General features: G+C 58.7%; 15 protein-coding genes. 13 read left to right on the top strand and 2 right to left on the bottom strand.

All coding sequences use genetic code 11. The features are described from left to right. Positions 1–77: 77 nt before the first annotated feature. Positions 78–1022: a LysR family transcriptional regulator gene (locus tag FXV83_RS30940; protein WP_148743370.1), complete on the bottom strand. Its 945-nt coding sequence runs from the start codon at positions 1020–1022 to the stop codon at positions 78–80. Between the two features lie 463 nt (positions 1023–1485). Here FXV83_RS30940 and FXV83_RS30935 point away from each other — a divergent pair, with 463 nt between their 5' ends. The 13 genes from FXV83_RS30935 (at position 1486) to FXV83_RS30875 (ending at position 16948) form a co-directional block, all read left to right on the top strand. Then, positions 1486–1884, top strand: a complete 399-nt coding sequence (locus tag FXV83_RS30935) for a response regulator transcription factor (protein ID WP_235940333.1) — start codon at positions 1486–1488, stop codon at positions 1882–1884. After that, entirely contained in the window at positions 1881–2513 is a 633-nt protein-coding gene (locus tag FXV83_RS30930; protein ID WP_148743368.1) for a NodA family N-acyltransferase, read from the top strand. Before FXV83_RS30935 ends, FXV83_RS30930 begins: the two co-directional genes overlap by 4 nt. Next, complete coding sequence (nodB, locus tag FXV83_RS30925) at positions 2510–3166, top strand: chitooligosaccharide deacetylase NodB (RefSeq protein ID WP_148743367.1); 657 nt, start codon at positions 2510–2512, stop codon at positions 3164–3166. The genes FXV83_RS30930 and nodB overlap by 4 nt, the downstream gene beginning before the upstream one ends. Before the next feature lie 15 nt (positions 3167–3181). After that, positions 3182–4540, top strand: coding sequence for a chitooligosaccharide synthase NodC (gene nodC, locus FXV83_RS30920; protein ID WP_148743366.1), 1359 nt, complete (start codon positions 3182–3184; stop codon positions 4538–4540). Positions 4541–4564: 24 nt separating this feature from the next. Next, positions 4565–5194: a nodulation methyltransferase NodS gene (gene nodS, locus FXV83_RS30915; protein ID WP_148743365.1), complete on the top strand. Its 630-nt coding sequence runs from the start codon at positions 4565–4567 to the stop codon at positions 5192–5194. An 11-nt stretch (positions 5195–5205) separates the two neighbouring features. After that, positions 5206–6915 carry a nodulation protein NodU gene (gene nodU / locus FXV83_RS30910; protein ID WP_148743364.1) on the top strand — a complete coding sequence of 570 codons (1710 nt, stop codon included), beginning with the start codon at positions 5206–5208 and terminating at the stop codon, positions 6913–6915. A 4-nt stretch (positions 6916–6919) separates the two neighbouring features. Continuing rightward, positions 6920–7834 (top strand): nodulation factor ABC transporter ATP-binding protein NodI, encoded by a 915-nt coding sequence (gene nodI / locus FXV83_RS30905; protein WP_235940330.1) that lies wholly within the window; start codon positions 6920–6922, stop codon positions 7832–7834. A gap of 3 nt (positions 7835–7837) precedes the next feature. Then, entirely contained in the window at positions 7838–8626 is a 789-nt protein-coding gene (locus FXV83_RS30900) for an ABC transporter permease (protein ID WP_148743363.1), read from the top strand. 175 nt (positions 8627–8801) lie between these two features. Continuing rightward, the gene (locus FXV83_RS30895; protein ID WP_148743362.1) at positions 8802–10814 is read left to right on the top strand and encodes a carbamoyltransferase family protein; all 2013 of its coding nucleotides are present in this window, start codon (positions 8802–8804) and stop codon (positions 10812–10814) included. 185 nt (positions 10815–10999) lie between these two features. Beyond that, complete coding sequence (locus tag FXV83_RS30890) at positions 11000–11974, top strand: nodulation protein NodZ (RefSeq protein ID WP_148743361.1); 975 nt, start codon at positions 11000–11002, stop codon at positions 11972–11974. An 831-nt stretch (positions 11975–12805) separates the two neighbouring features. Continuing rightward, positions 12806–13642, top strand: a complete 837-nt coding sequence (locus tag FXV83_RS30885; protein ID WP_430648958.1) for an SDR family NAD(P)-dependent oxidoreductase — start codon at positions 12806–12808, stop codon at positions 13640–13642. A 263-nt stretch (positions 13643–13905) separates the two neighbouring features. Beyond that, on the top strand, positions 13906–15663 hold the full coding sequence (gene nifA / locus FXV83_RS30880; RefSeq protein ID WP_148743360.1) for a nif-specific transcriptional activator NifA: 1758 nt from the start codon (positions 13906–13908) through the stop codon (positions 15661–15663). Positions 15664–16081: 418 nt separating this feature from the next. Continuing rightward, entirely contained in the window at positions 16082–16948 is an 867-nt protein-coding gene (locus tag FXV83_RS30875) for an electron transfer flavoprotein subunit beta/FixA family protein (protein WP_148743359.1), read from the top strand. A gap of 583 nt (positions 16949–17531) precedes the next feature. Here FXV83_RS30875 and tcuC read toward each other — a convergent pair. Next, positions 17532–18511 (bottom strand): tricarballylate/proton symporter TcuC (gene tcuC, locus FXV83_RS30870; RefSeq protein ID WP_148743358.1); only part of this gene is annotated, 980 nt, incomplete at its 5' end.

Below are 18511 nucleotides of genomic sequence, written 5' to 3'. Positions count from 1 at the left end.
CCAAAATTTGGCGATAGCTCACCTTCGAGCCTGGCGTAGATCTGGTTAACGGAGAGGTCGCAAACGGTCGAACAATCCTAGAACGTGCCGTGACATTGGCCGGTCTCGGACGGAGAGACCATCGTCGCTGCTTCTTGCAAGAATATGTTGCGCATCCAAATGCTTGCAGGATCAGTATTATGAATGGCGGGCCATTGGACGGCCTCGGTGAATGTGAGAAGTCGCAGCGGAGGTTCAATAACCCGCAGGGGCATCGTCTTTGCGAAATGGCTGACGAGTCTTGAGGGCATGCTCGCTATACGGTTGGTGCCCAATAACATAGGCGGAATCATACCAAAACCCTGCACTGCGACCTCGGTGCGTATCTTGAAACCATGCTCGAGCAAGAGCCATTCGTGGAACGAGGGCCTCAGGAAGCGCCCAAACTGAGCTTCCACGTGCCCGATCGACATGTACTTCTCGGACGTAAGTCGCGGCGCTAGCTGCTTGTTCATGGGGCAGCCCACGCAAACAAAGTTGTCCTCGAACAGCGTCGCCTTGGGATGCGCACTCGACATGAACATCTCCGGATACATGAGAAAATCGACTTCACCGCGCCGGAGAAGCTCATCGGGTTCCTCTGAGGGGGGCAGCAACTCGAAAGTGATGCTAGGAGCATCCCGCGCGACGCGGTCCACGATTCGTCGAAAAAACACGACAGTCATGAAGTCGGACAGGATGATCCTGAATCGCCGATTCGATTGAGACGGATTGAAATCGTCCGGAGAAATAATGGAGAGCTGAATGTGAGCGAGAGCCTCGCGAATCGGGGCTGCGAGCGCTTCAGCCCGCGGGGTTGGGACAAGCTTCCGGCCCTTCATCGTGAATAGCTCATCGCGAAAGTAAGTGCGAAGCCGCGCGACGGCGGCACTCATGGCAGGTTGACTGAGGTTGATGCTTCTTGCCGCCGACGTGAGATTGCCTTGCGTCACCAGGGCGTCGAACGCGACGAGGAGATTCAGATCGAGGCCCTTGAAACGCATAATCCTGAGTGATCCACGGTGTGAATGTGTTCTATCGATACAATCGATTTTACCATTTGTACCGAATGAGGATAGCAAAACGCGAGTTTAGCGAGAAGTCAGATCTATCAGAATGGTTACAACTCGTTGCGCGTCTCAGCCCAGCGCAAGGGATCGATCAACACGTCTGGACCGTGCGGTCGCAGTTTCGCGCGTGTTGCGCAAGCCATATCTCGCTCCACGACGGTGGGGATCTGCAAACTTGCGTTGGTGTATACGACGAGCAAACCTTCGTATGGCCTCGCCAACCCATTCTATACCAGCCGTGTACAGCCGTAGAATTGAGCGAACGCTCAACTTGGCCGTAGATTTCCGTCCAGTCGGCCCCCTCCGGTTGCAGGTGCCGAATGTGTTGTGGTCGCATCCGAGTGGATTGCGTCCTTGTTGGGGTGAAATCGTGCGGAACATGCAAGTGAAGGCGTCCTTGGCGAATCTGATGCGAGTTGCGCACACGCTCGACGTCGTCTCCATTGTGAACGCAGATCAGTCAGTGCGTGAAGCTCTCACGGATGTGGTGTTTTCCGCAGGTTACGTGCCCGAACCATTCGAGAGCGCAGACGGGTTCTTGAAATCAGGCCGCCGTTTGATCACGTCGTGCTTGATCGCCGACATGCAGTCGAGCGTGATGAGTGGCCTTGAGCTTTTCCATCATCTGATTGCATCCGGAGGCGCGATTCCCACCGTTCTGCTTACAGACCACTCCCAAGACGATGTGAGGCGCGTCCTGCAAGCTGGACTCCAGTTCTTGGGCAAGCCTTTCGAACGTAGCGAACTGCTGGCCTGCGTCAGGAGCCAGATAACGAACAGGAATTACTCTCTATGAACATGATCGCGCCCGTATCCACACGAGGTGTTTCGGCGCGCCCTCCAGTTCGTTGGAGGCTGTGCTGGGAGAATGAGCTACAACTTGCCGACCATATTGAATTGTCGGACTTCTTCCGGAAGACCTATGGCCCGACCGGGGAATTCAACGCAAAGCCCTTTGAAGGTCATCGAAGCTGGGCCGGCGCAAGGCCTGAGATTCGGGCAATCGGCTACGATGATCGTGGCGTCGCGATCCACATCGGCGCACTGCGCCGCTTCATAAAAGTCGGTGAGATCGATCTGCTCGTGGCTGAACTCGGATTGTACGGGGTGCGCCCGGATCTCGAGGGGCTCGGAATCACCCACTCCATCCGCGTGATGTATCCTGTATTGCGAGATCTTGGCGTGCCGTTCGGCTTTGGCACGGTCCGATCTGCCCTGCAGAAACATATTACCAGGCTGCTCGGGCGACAGGGATTGGCGACTGTTCTGCCAGGATTCCGCGTCCGGTCCGCTCGCCCGGATATCCATCTCACTGTGCCTCCGACGCGCGTGGAGGACGTGGTCGTCCTCGTTCTGCCGATTGCGAAACCTATGAGCGAATGGCCGGCCGGTGAGATGATTGAACGGAACGGGCCAGAGCTGTGACGTCGCCCAAGAACGTGACTGCGCGGAGCGACTACGCCGACGCCGGCGGAGAGCACTGCGTCTATCTGACCTTTGATGATGGTCCCAACCCGCTTTGCACGCCGGCTATCCTGGATGTGCTGGCGCAGCATCGGGCCCCCGCCACCTTCTGCGTCATCGGTGCATATGCAGCGGGCCAGCCGGAGCTGATCCAGCGCGTCATTGCAGAAGGGCACGAAATCGCAAACCACACAATGACGCACCCGGAATTGTCCAAATGCATGCCGGATGAGGTGGAGTACGAGATCCTCACGACGAACAAGGTCATCGGAATGGCCTGCCCCGGAGCCTCTGTGCGGCACATGCGTGCGCCGTATGGGATTTGGACGAAGGAGGCCCTCGCCGCATCGGCGAAGGCCGAACTGGCAGCTCTGCACTGGTCAGTCGACCCGCAAGACTGGTCTCGTCCCGGCGTCGAGTCGATCGTTGCCGCGGTGCTGGCCTCGGTCCGGCCGGGGGCAATCGTGCTCCTGCACGACGGATGCCCTCCCGACGAGTTGGGACGCAGCCCTCATGCTGGTCGGCGCGACCAGACTGTGACGGCGCTCGCCCAGCTCATTCCAGCACTGCATGACCGTGGATTTGCAATCCGGTCACTTCCTCAACCTCACTGAAATAGATCAATTCCCATGAGCCTGCTTGCCACCATCAGCACCGTTGCTGTTACCTCCTACGCGTTGCTCTCCAGCGTCCATAAGAGCGCGCAGGCGCTTTATGCGCTGCGAACCGACGCCTCACTGCCGCCGTATGACCCGGTTGACACCGGTGCTCTGCCCAGCGTGGATGTCATCGTGCCCTGCTTCAACGAGGACCCGCGCACGTTGGCGGCCTGCCTGAAGTCTATCGCATGCCAGGACTACCCAGGGCGATTGCAGGTCTATGTGGTCGATGACGGCTCTGCAAATGTCGGTGCAGTGGCACCCGTGCACGCGAGCTACGCATATGACCCGAGGGTCAGTGTCATTCTGCTGCCAAGCAACGTTGGAAAGCGTAAGGCACAGATCGCCGCGATACGCCGGTCATTCGGCGATCTCGTGCTCAACGTCGATTCCGACACCGAACTCGCCAGCAACGTGGTCAGCAAGCTCGTACGCAAGATGCAAGATCCAGCCGTCGGCGCGGCCATGGGTCAATTGACGGCCAGCAACCGCAACGACAGCTGGCTGACCCGATTGATCGACATGGAGTACTGGTTGGCTTGCAACGAGGAGCGCGCAGCGCAGACGCGCTTCGGTGCCGTCATGTGCTGCTGCGGGCCGTGTGCCATGTACCGCCGCTCCGCGCTCATGTTGCTGCTCGACCAGTACGAGACGCAGTTCTTTCGGGGAAGGCCGAGCGATTTCGGTGAGGACCGCCATCTGACCATCCTCATGCTTAAGGCGGGGTTTCGAACCGAGTACGTTCCGGACGCCATCGCCGCCACGGTGGTCCCGGACAGGCTCTTGCCATATCTGCGGCAACAGCTCCGCTGGGCGCGGAGCACCTACCGCGACACGCTGCTCGGTTTGCACCTGTTGCCCGGCCTCGACCGGTACCTTACGCTCGACGTGCTCGGACAGAACCTCGGGCCGCTGCTGCTCGCCATCTCATCGATTGCCGCGCTCGCTCAGCTCGCGCTCACGGGCACCGTGCCCTGGTGGACCGGTCTGACCATCGTCGCGATGACCATGATTCGATGCAGCGTGGCAGCCCTTCGTGCCGGGGAGCTTCGATTTCTCGGCTTCTCGCTGCACACCCCGATCAACATCTTCCTCCTGCTCCCGATGAAAGCCTATGCGCTCTGTACCTTGAGCAACAGCGACTGGCTCTCGCGCAAAATAGCGAAATCATCAGACGTTGATGAATCGAAGGCCTCGATCGAAGACGCGACAACTGGACCAAACCTGAACCCGGGATCGGAAACGCTTGGCTCAATTCGCAGGGCAGGTCTTTCGCGCGCTCCCTCGCAGCTGATCGCGCCGGATGGCATTGCGGCCGAGACTGACTGAGCAATTTTGTAGGGGAATTAAGTGGTGAGCGTGGACAAGACATATCAGTTATTGGAACGGGAGCTGGCTAACGATGACCCGTGGCGGCTTGACGACAATCCGTACGAACGTGAGCGTCACACCCAATTGCTACGGCTATCGCTGTCGAACGGCGCCGTCTCAACCGGCCTCGAGATCGGGTGCGCGGCCGGTGCATTCACAGAGAAGCTTGCTCCTCACTGCAAACGGCTAACGGTCATCGATGTTATGCCGCGAGCGATCGGTCGAGCGGTCCAGCGGACCAAGAGGTGGTCGCATATCAGCTGGGCGGCGACCGATATTCTGCAGTTCTCGACCGAAGAGCTGTTCGACCTGATCGTGGTCGCCGAAGTTCTCTACTATCTCGAAGACATGACACGGATGCGTACCGCAATCGGCAAGATGGTGAAGATGCTTGCTCCAGGCGGGCATCTGGTCTTCGGATCTGCACGTGATGCCACCTGCAGGCGATGGGGCCATGTCGCTGGCGCCGAGACGGTCATCGCGATTTTGACTGAAGCGCTCATTGAGATCGAACGCGTGCAGTGCCAGGGGCAGTCGGCTGACGAAGACTGCTTGTTGGTCCGCTTTCGCAATCCGGGGCGATCTTCGATCCCTCCCAACGGCCGAGCTTGAAAGGAGCCACTATGCGTATCTGCGGTATCAAATTGACGCATGACGGGGCAGTCGCTCTGATCGAGGACGGCCGGGTGGTATTTTGCGTCGAGCAGGAGAAGCTGAACAACAATCCGCGTTATCAAACCATCGACAACCTGGATTCCGTTGTTAGCGCCTTGGCGGAGCACGGGCTGGATCCAAGCGATGTTGATCAGTTCGTCATTGATGGCTGGGATGGAGAGTTCGAATCGCAGTTTGAAGTCCTTAGTGGGACGACGACAATCAAGCTCAAGGGCGCGCCGTATGTCGAAGGCCAAGGCGATAGCCCCCTCACGTCCCGCGATCGCATCGGCCTCATGCTTGATGGGAAGCTATATCCCTATCAAAGCTATCCCCATGTCACCGGGCACGTAGCATCCGCATACTGCACCAGCTCGTTTGCCAAATCCGCACAATCTGCTTTCTGCTTGGTGTGGGACGGCTGCATGTTTCCACGCCTCTACTATGTCGAGCCCCACGGCATCCGGTTCATCGAGTGCCTGTTTCCGATGATAGGCCACGCCTATGCGACGGCAGGACATCACTTTGGACCTTACAGGCGGGCAGACCGGACCATCTGGGATCTCGGTATTGCCGGCAAGCTGATGGCCTATATCGCGCTGGGAGCGCCCGACGAGGACATTATTAAGACGTTTCAGGAGCTTTATCAGGCGCACTTTGCCACGGATGCTGATGGCGCCTGTCATAAGCTTGCACAGATCAACAGCTCACAACCGCCACTTGAAGCTCTACACGATTTCTTCGATGCGTGCGCACCGCGATTGAAGGCCAAGCAAGCCGAAGACGTCCTTGCGTCATTTCACGTCTTTCTAGAGCGTCTGCTGGTTCGCACAATTGCTGATGTTGTGGCGCGGCATTCGGATCTTGCGGGGGCGCGTAACCTCTGCATAGCCGGCGGCTGTGGCCTGAATATCAAGTGGAATAGTGCATTTCGTGCGACCGGCCTGTTCGATGTCGTGTGGGTGCCGCCCTTTCCGAACGACAGCGGCTCGGCCATCGGTGCTGCTTGCTCTGCACTGGCGGCACAGCAAGGCTTTAGAGCCCTGGAATGGTCGGTCTACGCTGGACCGGCCGTTCGTCCCAGCGAAGTCCCGCCCGAATGGGAGGGCGCGCCCTGCACTATGGGCGAACTTGCGGCAATCCTCGCGAGCGACAAGCCCGTGGTCTTCCTTGCCGGGCGTGCCGAGCTCGGACCACGAGCCTTGGGTGGCAGAAGCATTCTCGCGGCTGCAACCAGGGAAGGAATGAAAGATCATCTCAACGACATCAAACTTCGTGAGCATTTCAGGCCGGTAGCGCCGATATGCCTGGAGGATCGCGCGGCGGAGATTTTCAGCCCTGGAATACCCGATCCGTACATGCTGTTCGATCACCAGACGCGACCGGAATGGCGGAACAAAATTCCCGCCGTCGTGCATCTCGATGGATCTGCCCGCCTACAGACGGTTTCCAGAACCTCTCCGCATAAAGTGGCCGAGCTTCTCGTCGAGTACGAGAAGCTCACAGCCATTCCGCTGCTTTGCAATACCAGCGCCAATCTGCATGGACGCGGCTTCTTCCCGGATGCTGCCGCCGCGTGCCAGTGGGGACGCGTCGATCACGTATGGTGTGACGGCCTGCTTTGGACAAAAAAGCGCGCGACCCAAGCGGCGCGAACAACGTCCGTCGCGATGGCGTAAGCAAATGTCAACCGCGGCAGTCGACCTTTTCGAGGTGAGCAAGTCCTACAACGACAGGGTCGTCGTGGACGCCCTTTCGTTTACGGTCTCGCCGGGAGAGTGCTTCGGTCTGCTAGGACCAAACGGCGCGGGTAAAAGTACCCTTGCGCGTTTGATCCTGGGTGTTGCTTCGCCCGACGCAGGTAAGATCTGCGTGCTTGGCGAGCCGGTGCCGGCACGTGCGCGCCTGGCGCGCAGGGGCATCGGGGTTGTCCCACAATTCGACAACCTAGATCTTCAGCTCACGGTCCGCGAAAACTTGCTCGTTTTCGGGCGCTACTTCGCCATGAGCGCGGCCGAGGTTAAAGCGGTCACGCCGGCGTTACTCGAATTCGCCCGCCTGGAGAACAAGGCGGATGCTCGCGTCGCCGAACTGTCCGGCGGCATGAAGCGGCGACTGACGCTAGCTCGTGCCCTCATTAACGACCCGCAGCTCCTGGTGCTTGATGAGCCCACGACTGGCCTTGATCCGCACGGCCGTCACCTGATCTGGGAACGCTTGCGCTCGCTATTAGCGCGCGGCAAAACGATTCTTCTCACCACGCATTTCATGGAAGAGGCGGAGCGGTTGTGCGATCGCCTGTGTGTGCTTGAGCACGGCCGTAAGATTGCCGAAGGCCGGCCTCACGCGCTGATCGAGCAGCAGATCGGTTGCCAAGTAATCGAGATTTACGGCGGTAATCCGCATGAACTGCTGCCGCTGGTCAGACCCCAAGTGCAGCGCGCTGAGGTGAGCGGGGAGACGCTGTTCTGCTATGTCACGGATCCAGAGCAGGTGCGCGTCCGGCTTGCCAAACGCACGGATCTCCGCCTTCTGCAGCGTCCTCCAAATCTGGAGGACGTCTTCTTGCGGCTAACCGGTCGAGAGATGAAGGACTGAACGATGTGGCAACGTTTTGCGCCGGCGCTCCCTGCCAATCCATGGAACTGGATCGCGGTATGGCGCCGCAATTTTCTGGTCTGGCGGAAAGTCGCTCTGGCGTCGATTCTTGGAAATCTGGCCGAGCCGATGAGCTCTCTGTTCGGTCTCGGCTTTGGCCTTGGAATGATCATAGGTGGCATTGAGGGGACCTCATACATCTCGTTTCTGGCCGCGGGCATGGTCGCCACAAGCGCGATGGTCTCCGCAACCTTCGAAACGATCTATGCGGCCTACGCTCGCATGCAGACAAATTGCACGTGGGAGGCAGTACTCTGTACGCCCCTTACGCTCGGCGACATCGTTCTCGGTGAAGTGGCATGGGCAGCAAGCAAGGCCTTGCTTGCCGGGACGGCGATCACGATTGTTGCCGTCGCGCTGGGTTATGCAGAGTGGTCATCCATTCCCTATGCGCTACCAGCCATCGCCCTCACTGGCGTTACTTTCGCGAGCCTCGCAATGGTCGTTTCAGCGCTTGCACCGAGCCACGACTATTTCATCTTCTACCAGTCACTCATTCTCACGCCCATGATGTATTTGAGCGGGACGATCTTCCCAATGAGCCAGTTGCCGGGTTCATTTCAACGCATAGCGGCCTTGTTGCCCCTGACACATTCGGTCGATCTCATTCGTCCAGCAATGCTCGGTCGGCCGGTCGACAGCGTCGGCTTACATGTGGCTGTACTTTGCATCTACGGAGCATTTCCCTTCCTCGTCTCGGCCGCGCTGCTTCGGCGGCGCCTGATGCGGTGAGAACAAGACCTAAAGCGAAGCATTGCGTGTGCGAGATCGGATATCGGGCGTAACAAACTTCCGATTCGCGTTACGCCAGCGAGGCCTGATCGGTCCCGCGGCGAGGTGCGGCCGGCTCGCAAAGCAAGCGATACGAAATAGGCCAACAGGCCTCTCAGGATGAACGGAGAACAAGATGCTGTGTCTAGGATTGAGTGGCGGGCTCGACAGGGTCTATGAAAACCCGCTTGAACTACCGAACACGTTCCTGCACGACGGCGCCGCAGTACTTGTCAAGGACGGGCGCGTCATCGCTGCCGTCGAAGAGGAGCGTCTCAACCGGATCAAACACTCGAACAAGCTCCCGAGCAGTGCGATTGAATACTGTCTTGCAGCCGCTGGTGTGGAGCTGCGCGACGTCGATCGCATCGCGTTCTACGCCACCGAAGCCTATTGCAACGCGATGCTCGAACGGCTGTTTATCTCACAACCTGAGATCTCAATTCCGCTAAATGCCAATCTGCTATTACGGCACCTTCTAGCGGCGGAGTTCGGCACCGAAATTGATCCCTCGCGGGTGTCATTCGTAGGTCACCATCAGGCCCATGCCGTGAGCGCTCTGGCGATGTCGGGTTTTGAAGAAAGCCTGGTTCTCGCGATCGACGGTTGTGGCGACTTCCTCTCGGGTCTCTTGGCGGTCGGGTCGGGCACCGAAATGACCGAGCTGATGACGTTTCCAGAGAATAACTCTCTCGGACTGTTCTATCTGGAGACGATCCGATATCTCGGCTACGGCCTGTTCGACGAGTATAAGGTTATGGGACTGGCTCCTTACGGAGATCCCGCACGCTATCGCGAGCTCTTTGCCCAATTCTATGAGCTCTCCGCAAACGGTGGCTACCGCGTTCACCTCGACCGTATCGGCCCGGCATTGCTGCGCAATATCGATGTCCGGCGAAAGGGAATGCCGTTCACGCAACAGCATCGCGATGTGAGCGCATCATTGCAGGAGGCGCTGGAACGGATCGTGTTTCACATTCTTCGGCATTACCGTGAATCGACCGGAATGAAACGGTTGTGCCTGGCTGGCGGGGTGGCTCACAACTGCACTCTGAACGGAAAACTCCTGTATTCAGGCCTGTTCGAAGATATCTTCGTGCAGCCGGCTGCGCATGATGCCGGATGCGCATTGGGCGCGGCACTGATGGTGTCGAACGAGGCCGGGCAACCGGCGCCGCGCGAGCGACTACAGGCGGTTTATTGGGGGCCAGATGTCGGCAGCGACGACAGCATCGAACAGGAACTGAAGCGATGGGCTGGACACCTGGAGATTGAACGGACCACTGACGTCGCAACCAGAGCAGCCGAGTGGATCGCTGATGGCGCCGTGATCGGGTGGGTACAGGGCCGGTCCGAGTTCGGCCCTCGTGCGCTCGGCAACCGCAGTATTCTTGCGGACCCGAGGCCCGCCGCAAACAAGGACCGGATCAACGCGATGGTCAAGAAGCGCGAGAGTTATCGACCATTTGCGCCATCGGTTCTGGAGGAGGATGCGGGTGCGTTCTTTGAGTTGCCGGATGGTCGCGCAGAATATCCCTTCATGAATTTCGTCGTTCGCGTGCACGAATCCAAGCGTGCTTTGCTGGGTGCGATCACGCATATCGATGGTACGGCTCGGCTGCAAACGGTTTCCCGCACGAACAATGCCGCCTATTGGGAACTCATAAATGCGTTCAAGAGCCGGACAGGCGTGCCGATTCTGCTAAATACGTCATTCAACAACAATGCCGAACCAATCGTGGATTCCGTTGCCGATGCGATTACGGCGTTTTTGTCGACCGAGCTCGATGGCCTTGTGGTCGGGTCATTCCTCGTCAAGAAGCGGGCAACAACGCTCGAAAGCTGGACTGCACTCGCTGTATCACTGCCGCCCCATGTATCTCTGTACCGGGTTCGCGCTCATGCGGGCCGAGAACGCCAGGAGACAGTCTGCGAGATCCGCATGGGTCACTCGAGCCAGGACAGCGTGCGCGTTTCGCATGACCTGTTCGACATGCTGATGCAAATTGAGAAGGAAGCTGTTCTTGCCGATCTTCTCGCCAGGGTCACCTCTGACAGGACGAGGCGCGAAGCTCTCGTGAACGAACTGCGCGGGCTCTGGGATCAGCGCCGTATTCGGCTGCATCCGTCACAGACTGCGCGGTTGTAAAAGGTGAGCAATGCGCAAGAGGGCTCCGTGGACGCCTCTTGCATGACCCGCCAATCGCGGTGCCGTGGAAGATAGGCTTGCGGGTTAATCACCTTGCGTCGAGGTGACCAGCCGTCCATTGGCGTCGCAGATGAGTAGGTGCGCCACACAAGACTGATCTTGCGCAACGAGAAGGGTTTGATAACTTGACGAAGGAACGCTTTGTTATTTCTCGGAGGCGTACCGGCTTTGGTGATTGCCTCTGGTCGCTGGCGTCAGCCTGGTCGTACGCGCAGCGGACCGGGCGGACGCTCGTCATTGACTGGCGTGGTTCCTGTTACGTCGACCAACCGTTCAGCAACGCCTTTCCGGTGTTCTTCGAACCGGTTGAGGACATCGCTGGAGTGCGGGTGATTTGCGATGACCGGGTCAACCGGCTCTCGTTTCCCGGACCGTTCTTCCCGCGGTGGTGGAACAGGCCATCGATCGACTGCATCAATCGTCCGGATGAGCAGATCTTCCGGGAACGTGACGAACTGACCGAGCTGTTCCAGGCAAGAGAAGATAGCGAAGCCAATACCGTTGTCTGTGACGCTTGCCTGATGTGGCGTTGTGGCGAGGAAGCCGAACGACTGATCTTTCGGAACATCAAGCTGAGGTCTGAGATTCGAGCGCGGATCGACGCGTTGTATGAGGAACACTTTAGCGGCCATAGCATCATCGGCGTTCACGTTCGGCACGGCAATGGCGAAGATATCATGGAGCATGCGCCGTATTGGGCCGATTCGGAGCTCGCCCTTCGTCAGGTCTGCATGGCAATCCGTAAAGCCAAGGCTTTGCCATACCCGAAGCCTGTAAAGGTCTTCCTGTGCACGGACAGTGCACAGGTGCTCGATCACGTATCGTGTCTGTTTCCCGATGTCTTCGCCGTCCCAAAACGTTTCCAGGCGGATCGGGCAGGGCCCTTGCATAGTGCGGAAATGGGAATTGAAGGTGGAGCTTCCGCTCTCATCGACATGTATCTTCTTGCGCGATGCGCTACCGTGATCCGCTTTCCCCCCACCAGCGCCTTCACGCGCTATGCCCGTCTGCTCGTGCCGCGCATTATTGAGTTCGATCTGAGCAATCCGGAGCATTTGACCATAATCGATAACCCATACGAGCATTTCGCGGCTTCATGAAATGCCACGAATCTGCTCGAGCCTGAGGATGGTCGGCTAGATCATCAGCCTGATACTGCTGGCCTCGACCATCGAGTTTCGCAACCTATCGCAGAAACGGTGGATGGCGACTTCCGGCGGCAGGCGAGGCCTGACCGGCGCACGACCACGGATGCGGTGCGGGTGGTAAGGCGAACGCCTGCGAAGCGTAGGCCAATGCTGGCGAGCGCCGGCGGCCTTGCCCCGCGCAATGCTTCGGGTCGTCATGTGTAAGTCGAATCGTGCGGAAAGGTTATGGTCCTTATCATCGGCTGGCCAGACGGTGAAGAGCACGGCAATGGTGGTCCGGGCCGCCGAGAAATCTGACGTAGCAGACAGTCACGTCAGAATGTCCCGGCAGCAAGGAGGCGCGTCCGGTAGATGGATGGCCTTTGGAGGGCAATCCGTTTGCGTTGCGGTCAGCTCGTTTCTTGACGACCGCCTTGTTCATGCGCCGCTCGCAGAGGCCTTTCGGACGGATGTGTGATGAACGGCGCGGCCGGCGGTCCATCGATATTGCTCCAGAGCCGCATTGCGCCCGTGTACGACGGCTGAGAACAGCTTGGACGAACTGGCCATCGATCCTGATTTCCGCCAAAGACGGCTGATCTATCTCCGCCAAACCGAATGAGCCACAGACCGCCCGGGAGCTCGACGCCCATTGCTGCGGCGTTGCTGCTGTCGAGAAGCAAACAGGCCAGATGTTCGGAACCTGCCATTTTGGTCGTAAAAGTGCGCCCCTGGTGCCCTGCATGGCTCTGGCCCGGATCCTGCACCAGGTGCACAGCCGAGGGGAGCGGAAGGGAGCCGCGTGTGAGTCTAGGTCTACGAGATGACAAAGCGGTCGCAGCTCAGTCGTCGGAAACGGACCCTGGCGGTCCAATTCACGCCGATCGAGCGCGCCGCCCGCTGCGTAAGCGGAAGACGCTGGTATTGACCGGGGCATCGCGCGGTATCGGTCGCGCCACCGGAAAATTGTTTTCGGAAGCCGGTTGGCGAGTCATTTCTTGCGCGCGCCAACCATTCGACGCGGTGCGCTGCCCGTGGACCTCAGAGGACGACAGCTATATCAAGGTCGACCTGAGCGATCATCGGACGCTGCCGCGCGTCATTGCCGAGATCAAGGAGTGCCTTGCCGGCGCACCGTTGCACGGACTGGTAAACAATGCCGGAAACTCACCAAAAATGCCGAACGGTGCCCGGCTGACGTCGCTGGCGACCTCGGTCGATACCTGGATGAGCGTGTTCCACCTCAATCTGGTGGCGCCGATCCTGCTCGCTCAAGGTCTGTTCGATGAGCTAAAAGCAGCTTCAGGCTCGATCGTCAATGTGACTTCGATCGCCGGCTCGCGGGTGCATCCATTTGCTGGCACGGCCTATGCGACTTCGAAAGCCGCGCTCGCTTGTCTCACGCGCGAAATGGCACACGATTACGCCGCACATGGCATTCGCGTCAATGCGATCGCGCCCGGCGAAATCAAGACGGACATTTTGTCGCCTGACACGGAAGCGCATCTTGTGCCAAAGATCCCACTTCGCCGGGTGGGTACACCCGAAGAGGTCGCCAAGGTCATTTTCTTCCTATGTTCAGATGCGGCAAGTTATGTCACTGGCGCCGAAGTGCCGATCAATGGCGGGCAACACTTATAAGTGAATCCGCCCCCTGACGAACCTCGGCTAATCTGAGCTTCATCGATGGAAGTCATGTTGGCCGGGGCGAATCCGCGCAGCGAGTTGGACAGAATAAAGCGACAAATCTAGTCACTGTAAGTGCTGCCGACGTACCATGAAGAGGCGTGATCTCTCACCCCGCCCCGAGAACTGGATGTCAGATCGAGGGGGGCATCCAACACGAGTCCACCAAGTCCGATCAAGGTGATGGGGAGGATCAAGAAAGGAACGGAGAAGTCGTTATGCTGGACAGCGTTTCCCTGCGCGAAAACCCAAACTCAACCTCCGACGCGGACCCCTCCGCTTGTATTGTGCCGTCGCAAGAGAAATCGCTAAGCGCGATCTTTGAAATAGCGCACACGCTCACCGGCCTGTCCCGGCTCGAAGCCAAGCTGGAGAGCGTCATCGAGCGTCTGCCGTCGCTCGTGCAGATGCGGCGCGGCATCGTGTGTCTTTTCGATCATGACGGCGTGCCCGAGATCATCGTAGACGACGACCGGAGCGAAGGCCGCGATGAGCGCTGCGCAGTGCGCTTGGCACACGGAGCAATTGATCAAATCGTGACGTCGGGGCGGCCGCTCATCGTCAAGAATGTAGCGCTGCATTCGGCCTTCAGTCCTTCCGACGTCGAAATGCTAGATGCCGCCGGTAATACGCGTGTTGCTTTCATCGGCGTTCCCATAGACATTGACGAGAAAGTTGTGGGTACGCTGAGCATTGACCGCATCGCGGACAACGGGACATGCGCGCAGCTCGAGGATGACCTCCACCTGCTGACCATGATCGCTAGCCTTGTGGGTCAGACGGCGAAGCTGCATTGCTTTTTTGTGCGCGATCGCGGGCGCCTTATGGACGAGGAGTTCCGGCTGCAGAAGCAGCTGTCCGAGCTCAAGCCTCATGGGCGGGAGCGTAGGAAGGTTCAAGTGGACGGAATTATCGGCGAAAGCCCGGCGCTGCGCGCGTTACTTGAGAAGATCGAGGTGATTGCAAAATCCAACAGCACGGTTCTGCTGCGTGGCGAATCGGGTACCGGAAAAGAGCTGGTCGCGAAGGCTATTCACGAGCGCTCAGCGCGCGCCAAACGGCCATTTATCAAACTGAACTGCGCAGCCCTAACTGAGACGGTGCTGGAATCCGAATTGTTCGGCCACGAGAAGGGGGCCTTTACGGGCGCATTCAACGCGCGCAAGGGTCGCTTCGAGCTCGCCGACAAGGGAACGTTGTTTCTAGATGAGATCGGCGAGATCTCGGCGTCGTTCCAGGCGAAGCTCCTGCGCGTGCTTCAGGAGCAGGAATTCGAGCGGGTGGGCGGCAATCAGACGATCAAGGTCGACGTCCGCGTGATTGCAGCCACGAATAAGAATCTTGAAGAGGCGGTAGCAAGGAAGGAGTTTCGCGCCGACCTTTATTACCGAATCAGCGTGGTTCCTCTGCTACTGCCGCCGCTGCGCGAACGACGCACTGATATTCCGCTTCTCGCCGCTCGGTTCTTGAAGAACTTCAACAATGAGAACGGCCGTGCTCTGGTGTTCGATTCAAGTGCGATTGAGGTCCTCATGAGTTGCGGATTTCCCGGCAATGTCCGCGAGCTGGAGAACTGCGTGCAGCGGACCGCGACCCTGGCGCACGGATCGTCGATCGTAAGAGACGATTTTGCGTGCTGCCACGGGCAATGCCTGTCGGCCATGCTATGGAAGTGTGGACCGGAGGAAACGGCGCGACAGCCGAGCCCGACAATCTCACTGCCCGCGAGGCTGAGCATGCCGCCAACAGAAGCTGTAACAGCAGTTCAGCCGGTCAGTAGCGAGCTGACACCGCTGGGGCCACCCGGGCGACCGGTAGTGGGTGCTGCTGCGAAAGTCACTGATCGCGAGCGCGTCATCGCGGCCATGGAAAGATCCGGGTGGGTACAAGCGAAGGCGGCGCGCCTGCTTGGACTAACCCCGCGCCAGATCGGCTATGCCTTGCGAAGACATGGTATCGAGATCAAGCGCTTCTGAACAAAGCGTCGGGCTCGCTTCTCTCCCGTGCTCGGCCGACGGGATAGGAGTGCGTGACAAGAGGCGGTTGCCAGCTCTGGTGCATGAGGCGGATGCCAGCCTTATGCTTTCGTTGGGATTCGCTCGCCGGCGAAGCGTAAGGCCTCTTTACGTCGGACGGTCTTGTCATCGTCTGCTTGCAACGCATTCGCCCTATGAAACATGGCTTGGCGTCGCACCAGCGCGTGATCGCTGTGGCTCCGTTGCTGGCCGTTCCAGATCAACTGAGATCACGTCCGCTGCGCAGCCCGTCGCAGTCGCGACAACCGGCTCGCCGTCAGCCGCTAGTCATTGCATGCGTTCCTCATCGGCGAAATGCCTGGGGTGGTATGACACTTGCTATTGGTGGGGAGCCTGCTCAACATCTCAGGAGAAGCATATGCACAGCATCGTCTGCATCAAACAGGTCCCCGACTCCGCACAAATCCGCGTGCATCCCGTCACGAATACGATCATGCGTCAGGGCGTGCCGACAATCATCAACCCATATGATCTCTTCGCATTGGAAGCTGCGCTCGAGCTAAGAGATAAGTTCGGCGGCGAAATCACTGTCCTGACAATGGGGCCGCCGTCGGCCGAAGAATCTCTCCGAAAGGCACTGACATTTGGTGCCGATCGCGCTGTCCTGCTCACCGATCGTAGCTTCGCGGGCTCCGATACGCTGGCGACGAGTTACGCGCTGGCGTGCGCGATTCGCAATATCGGGAGGGAATACGGCCCACCGGACCTCATCTTCACGGGCAAGCAGACTATCGACGGCGATACGGCGCAGGTGGGACCTGGCATTGCAAAGAGGCTCGGGATCCAGCAGCTTACCTATGTTTCCACAATCAAGGCGTTGGACGTCAAGGTACGCACGATCGAGGCGGAACGGCGCTGCGAAGGAGGAGTCCAGGTGCTTCGTTCTAAGTTGCCTTGTCTCATCAGTATGTTAGAGGGAACCAATCAAATTCGCCGCGGTGCAATGATAGATGCCTTGAGTGCGGCCCGTGCCTCAATCGTAAAATGGAGCGCTCAAACTGCCGGTGTGGATGACATGGCCAAATGTGGTCTGAGGGGGTCGCCGACCGTCGTTAAGCGTGTCTTCGCGCCCTCCGCACGCGCGGAGAAGGCGACGTGGGTGGAAGCGGCCGAGCAGCCGGCGCAAGCGTTGATCGACGCCATGTTCAAGCGCAATCCTAAGCTCGAGACGGAGCTCGCACAGCTCGCGCGTGGTACTTCATCCGCGCAAGTTAGCGGCGCGTGAAGTCGCGGCTGATCGAGCCGGGCCACTAATGGCCTTGGTCGTGGTCATGCGTTGGCCCGTGGCTCGACTGCACAAGGCAGCATCGCCCTGGTCGAGGGCTCCTCGCAAAATACGATAAGGAGGGTGAACATTCGACTTGCGCATCCGAGCGCCGAGGCCGGTATCGGTCAAGATAGCAGAGGTCTCCTTACGCTATGGTTTGGCTGACCTGCGATACACCAGTTCGCTGGACGAATTCCTGCAGCCTGAAGACGTGTTTGGCAGTAAATGCCCGCTGATTTCACCGCTGGAGCTCGCGCGAGGTATGTATCCCTCACGCGAGCTCTGCCTTGTTTCACGTGACCGCAATGTGCGGGCATTATCACCTCGCCGTTCGACCACAGAACGAAATAGAGTGTGGCGATAATGCTCAGCCATTCCCGGTCAACATCAGCGTCAGCTCGTCCCGATACTGTTCCAGATCGCATCGGAAGAACCGTGACCGGCAGAGTGGGCCACGCACCACCGTGAGATCAGCGCAAGGAGAGTCACGCACCAAGTTCACTTCAGTCTTGGGCCGTCAAGGTTTCGATGGGCGCGCGTGCTATTGCGCGGTTACGGCCCTGTTAGACCGCTCGGGTCGCAACGGCTTAGCAACTCTCTTGGTGTTTCCTGGATAAATCGTCAGTGCGGCGATGATGCCGAGCAAAGCTGCAAACATCAACCAGAAGCCGGGCGATGCCTTGTCGTTGGTCCGATCGATCAGCCAAGTCGATGCGAGCGGCGTAAACGTGCCAAAGAGAGCTGCGGCGAGTGCGAAGGCCAAAGAAAAGCAGGTCGTGCGAACGTGCTTCGGCACGATTTCGACCAGAGCGCCCAACATGGCGCCGCTATAGGTGCCAAAATAGAACGAGAACATCATCTCCACTATCAGCATCTTGCCAAAGCTTGGCTCGGTCACAAGCCAAGACAACGCCGGATATACAGTCACCAAGGCAAGGCCGGCAATGGTCAGCAAGACCGGCTTCCGCCCGATTCTGTCAGAAATCGCGCCGCCAATTGGGTTCCAGATGAAATTCGTCACGGCGACCAAAAGCGTCACCAAGAGCGTGTTCTGCGAGGACAGCTGCAATACGTGCTTGCCGAACGTAGGCGTGTACACCGTGACGAAATAGAAGGTCGTGGTCGTCAGCATCGCGATCATCATGCCGAGAATGACAATGCGCCAGTTCGCAACCGTGGAGGCAAAGACCTCGCGGGCCGTTGGGTGATTCTTCATGACCAGAAACTCCGGAGTTTCCTCCAGCGTCCGGCGCAGGAAGAAGATAAGCGGAACGATCAAGCAGCCAAGGAAGAACGGGATCCGCCAGCCCCAGGCGGCAACCATTTCGGCCGGAAGTGCTTCGCTCAAAAAATATCCGATAAGAGCCGCGACAAAGATCGCAACCTGCTGGCTCGAGGACTGAAACGATGTGTAGAAACCGCGGTTGCCAGGAGTGGCAATCTCGGAGAGGTAGACGGAAACGCCGCCAACCTCAACACCGGCAGAAAAGCCCTGCAACAGCCGTCCGAACAGCACGATCG

The sequence above is a fragment of the Bradyrhizobium hipponense genome (assembly GCF_008123965.1).
GTDB classification, from domain to species: Bacteria; Pseudomonadota; Alphaproteobacteria; order Rhizobiales; family Xanthobacteraceae; genus Bradyrhizobium; species Bradyrhizobium hipponense.
This window is presented reverse-complemented; position numbering and strand designations above follow the sequence as displayed.

Coding starts and splice junctions, on each gene's coding strand:
- FXV83_RS30940 (WP_148743370.1), bottom strand. CDS start 1,022: ATGCGTTTCAAGGGCCTCGATCTGAATCTCCTCGTCGCGTTCGACGCC.
- FXV83_RS30930 (WP_148743368.1), top strand. CDS start 1,881: ATGAACATGATCGCGCCCGTATCCACACGAGGTGTTTCGGCGCGCCCT.
- nodC (WP_148743366.1), top strand. CDS start 3,182: ATGAGCCTGCTTGCCACCATCAGCACCGTTGCTGTTACCTCCTACGCG.
- nodU (WP_148743364.1), top strand. CDS start 5,206: ATGCGTATCTGCGGTATCAAATTGACGCATGACGGGGCAGTCGCTCTG.
- nodI (WP_235940330.1), top strand. CDS start 6,920: ATGTCAACCGCGGCAGTCGACCTTTTCGAGGTGAGCAAGTCCTACAAC.
- FXV83_RS30900 (WP_148743363.1), top strand. CDS start 7,838: ATGTGGCAACGTTTTGCGCCGGCGCTCCCTGCCAATCCATGGAACTGG.
- FXV83_RS30895 (WP_148743362.1), top strand. CDS start 8,802: ATGCTGTGTCTAGGATTGAGTGGCGGGCTCGACAGGGTCTATGAAAAC.
- nifA (WP_148743360.1), top strand. CDS start 13,906: ATGCTGGACAGCGTTTCCCTGCGCGAAAACCCAAACTCAACCTCCGAC.
- FXV83_RS30875 (WP_148743359.1), top strand. CDS start 16,082: ATGCACAGCATCGTCTGCATCAAACAGGTCCCCGACTCCGCACAAATC.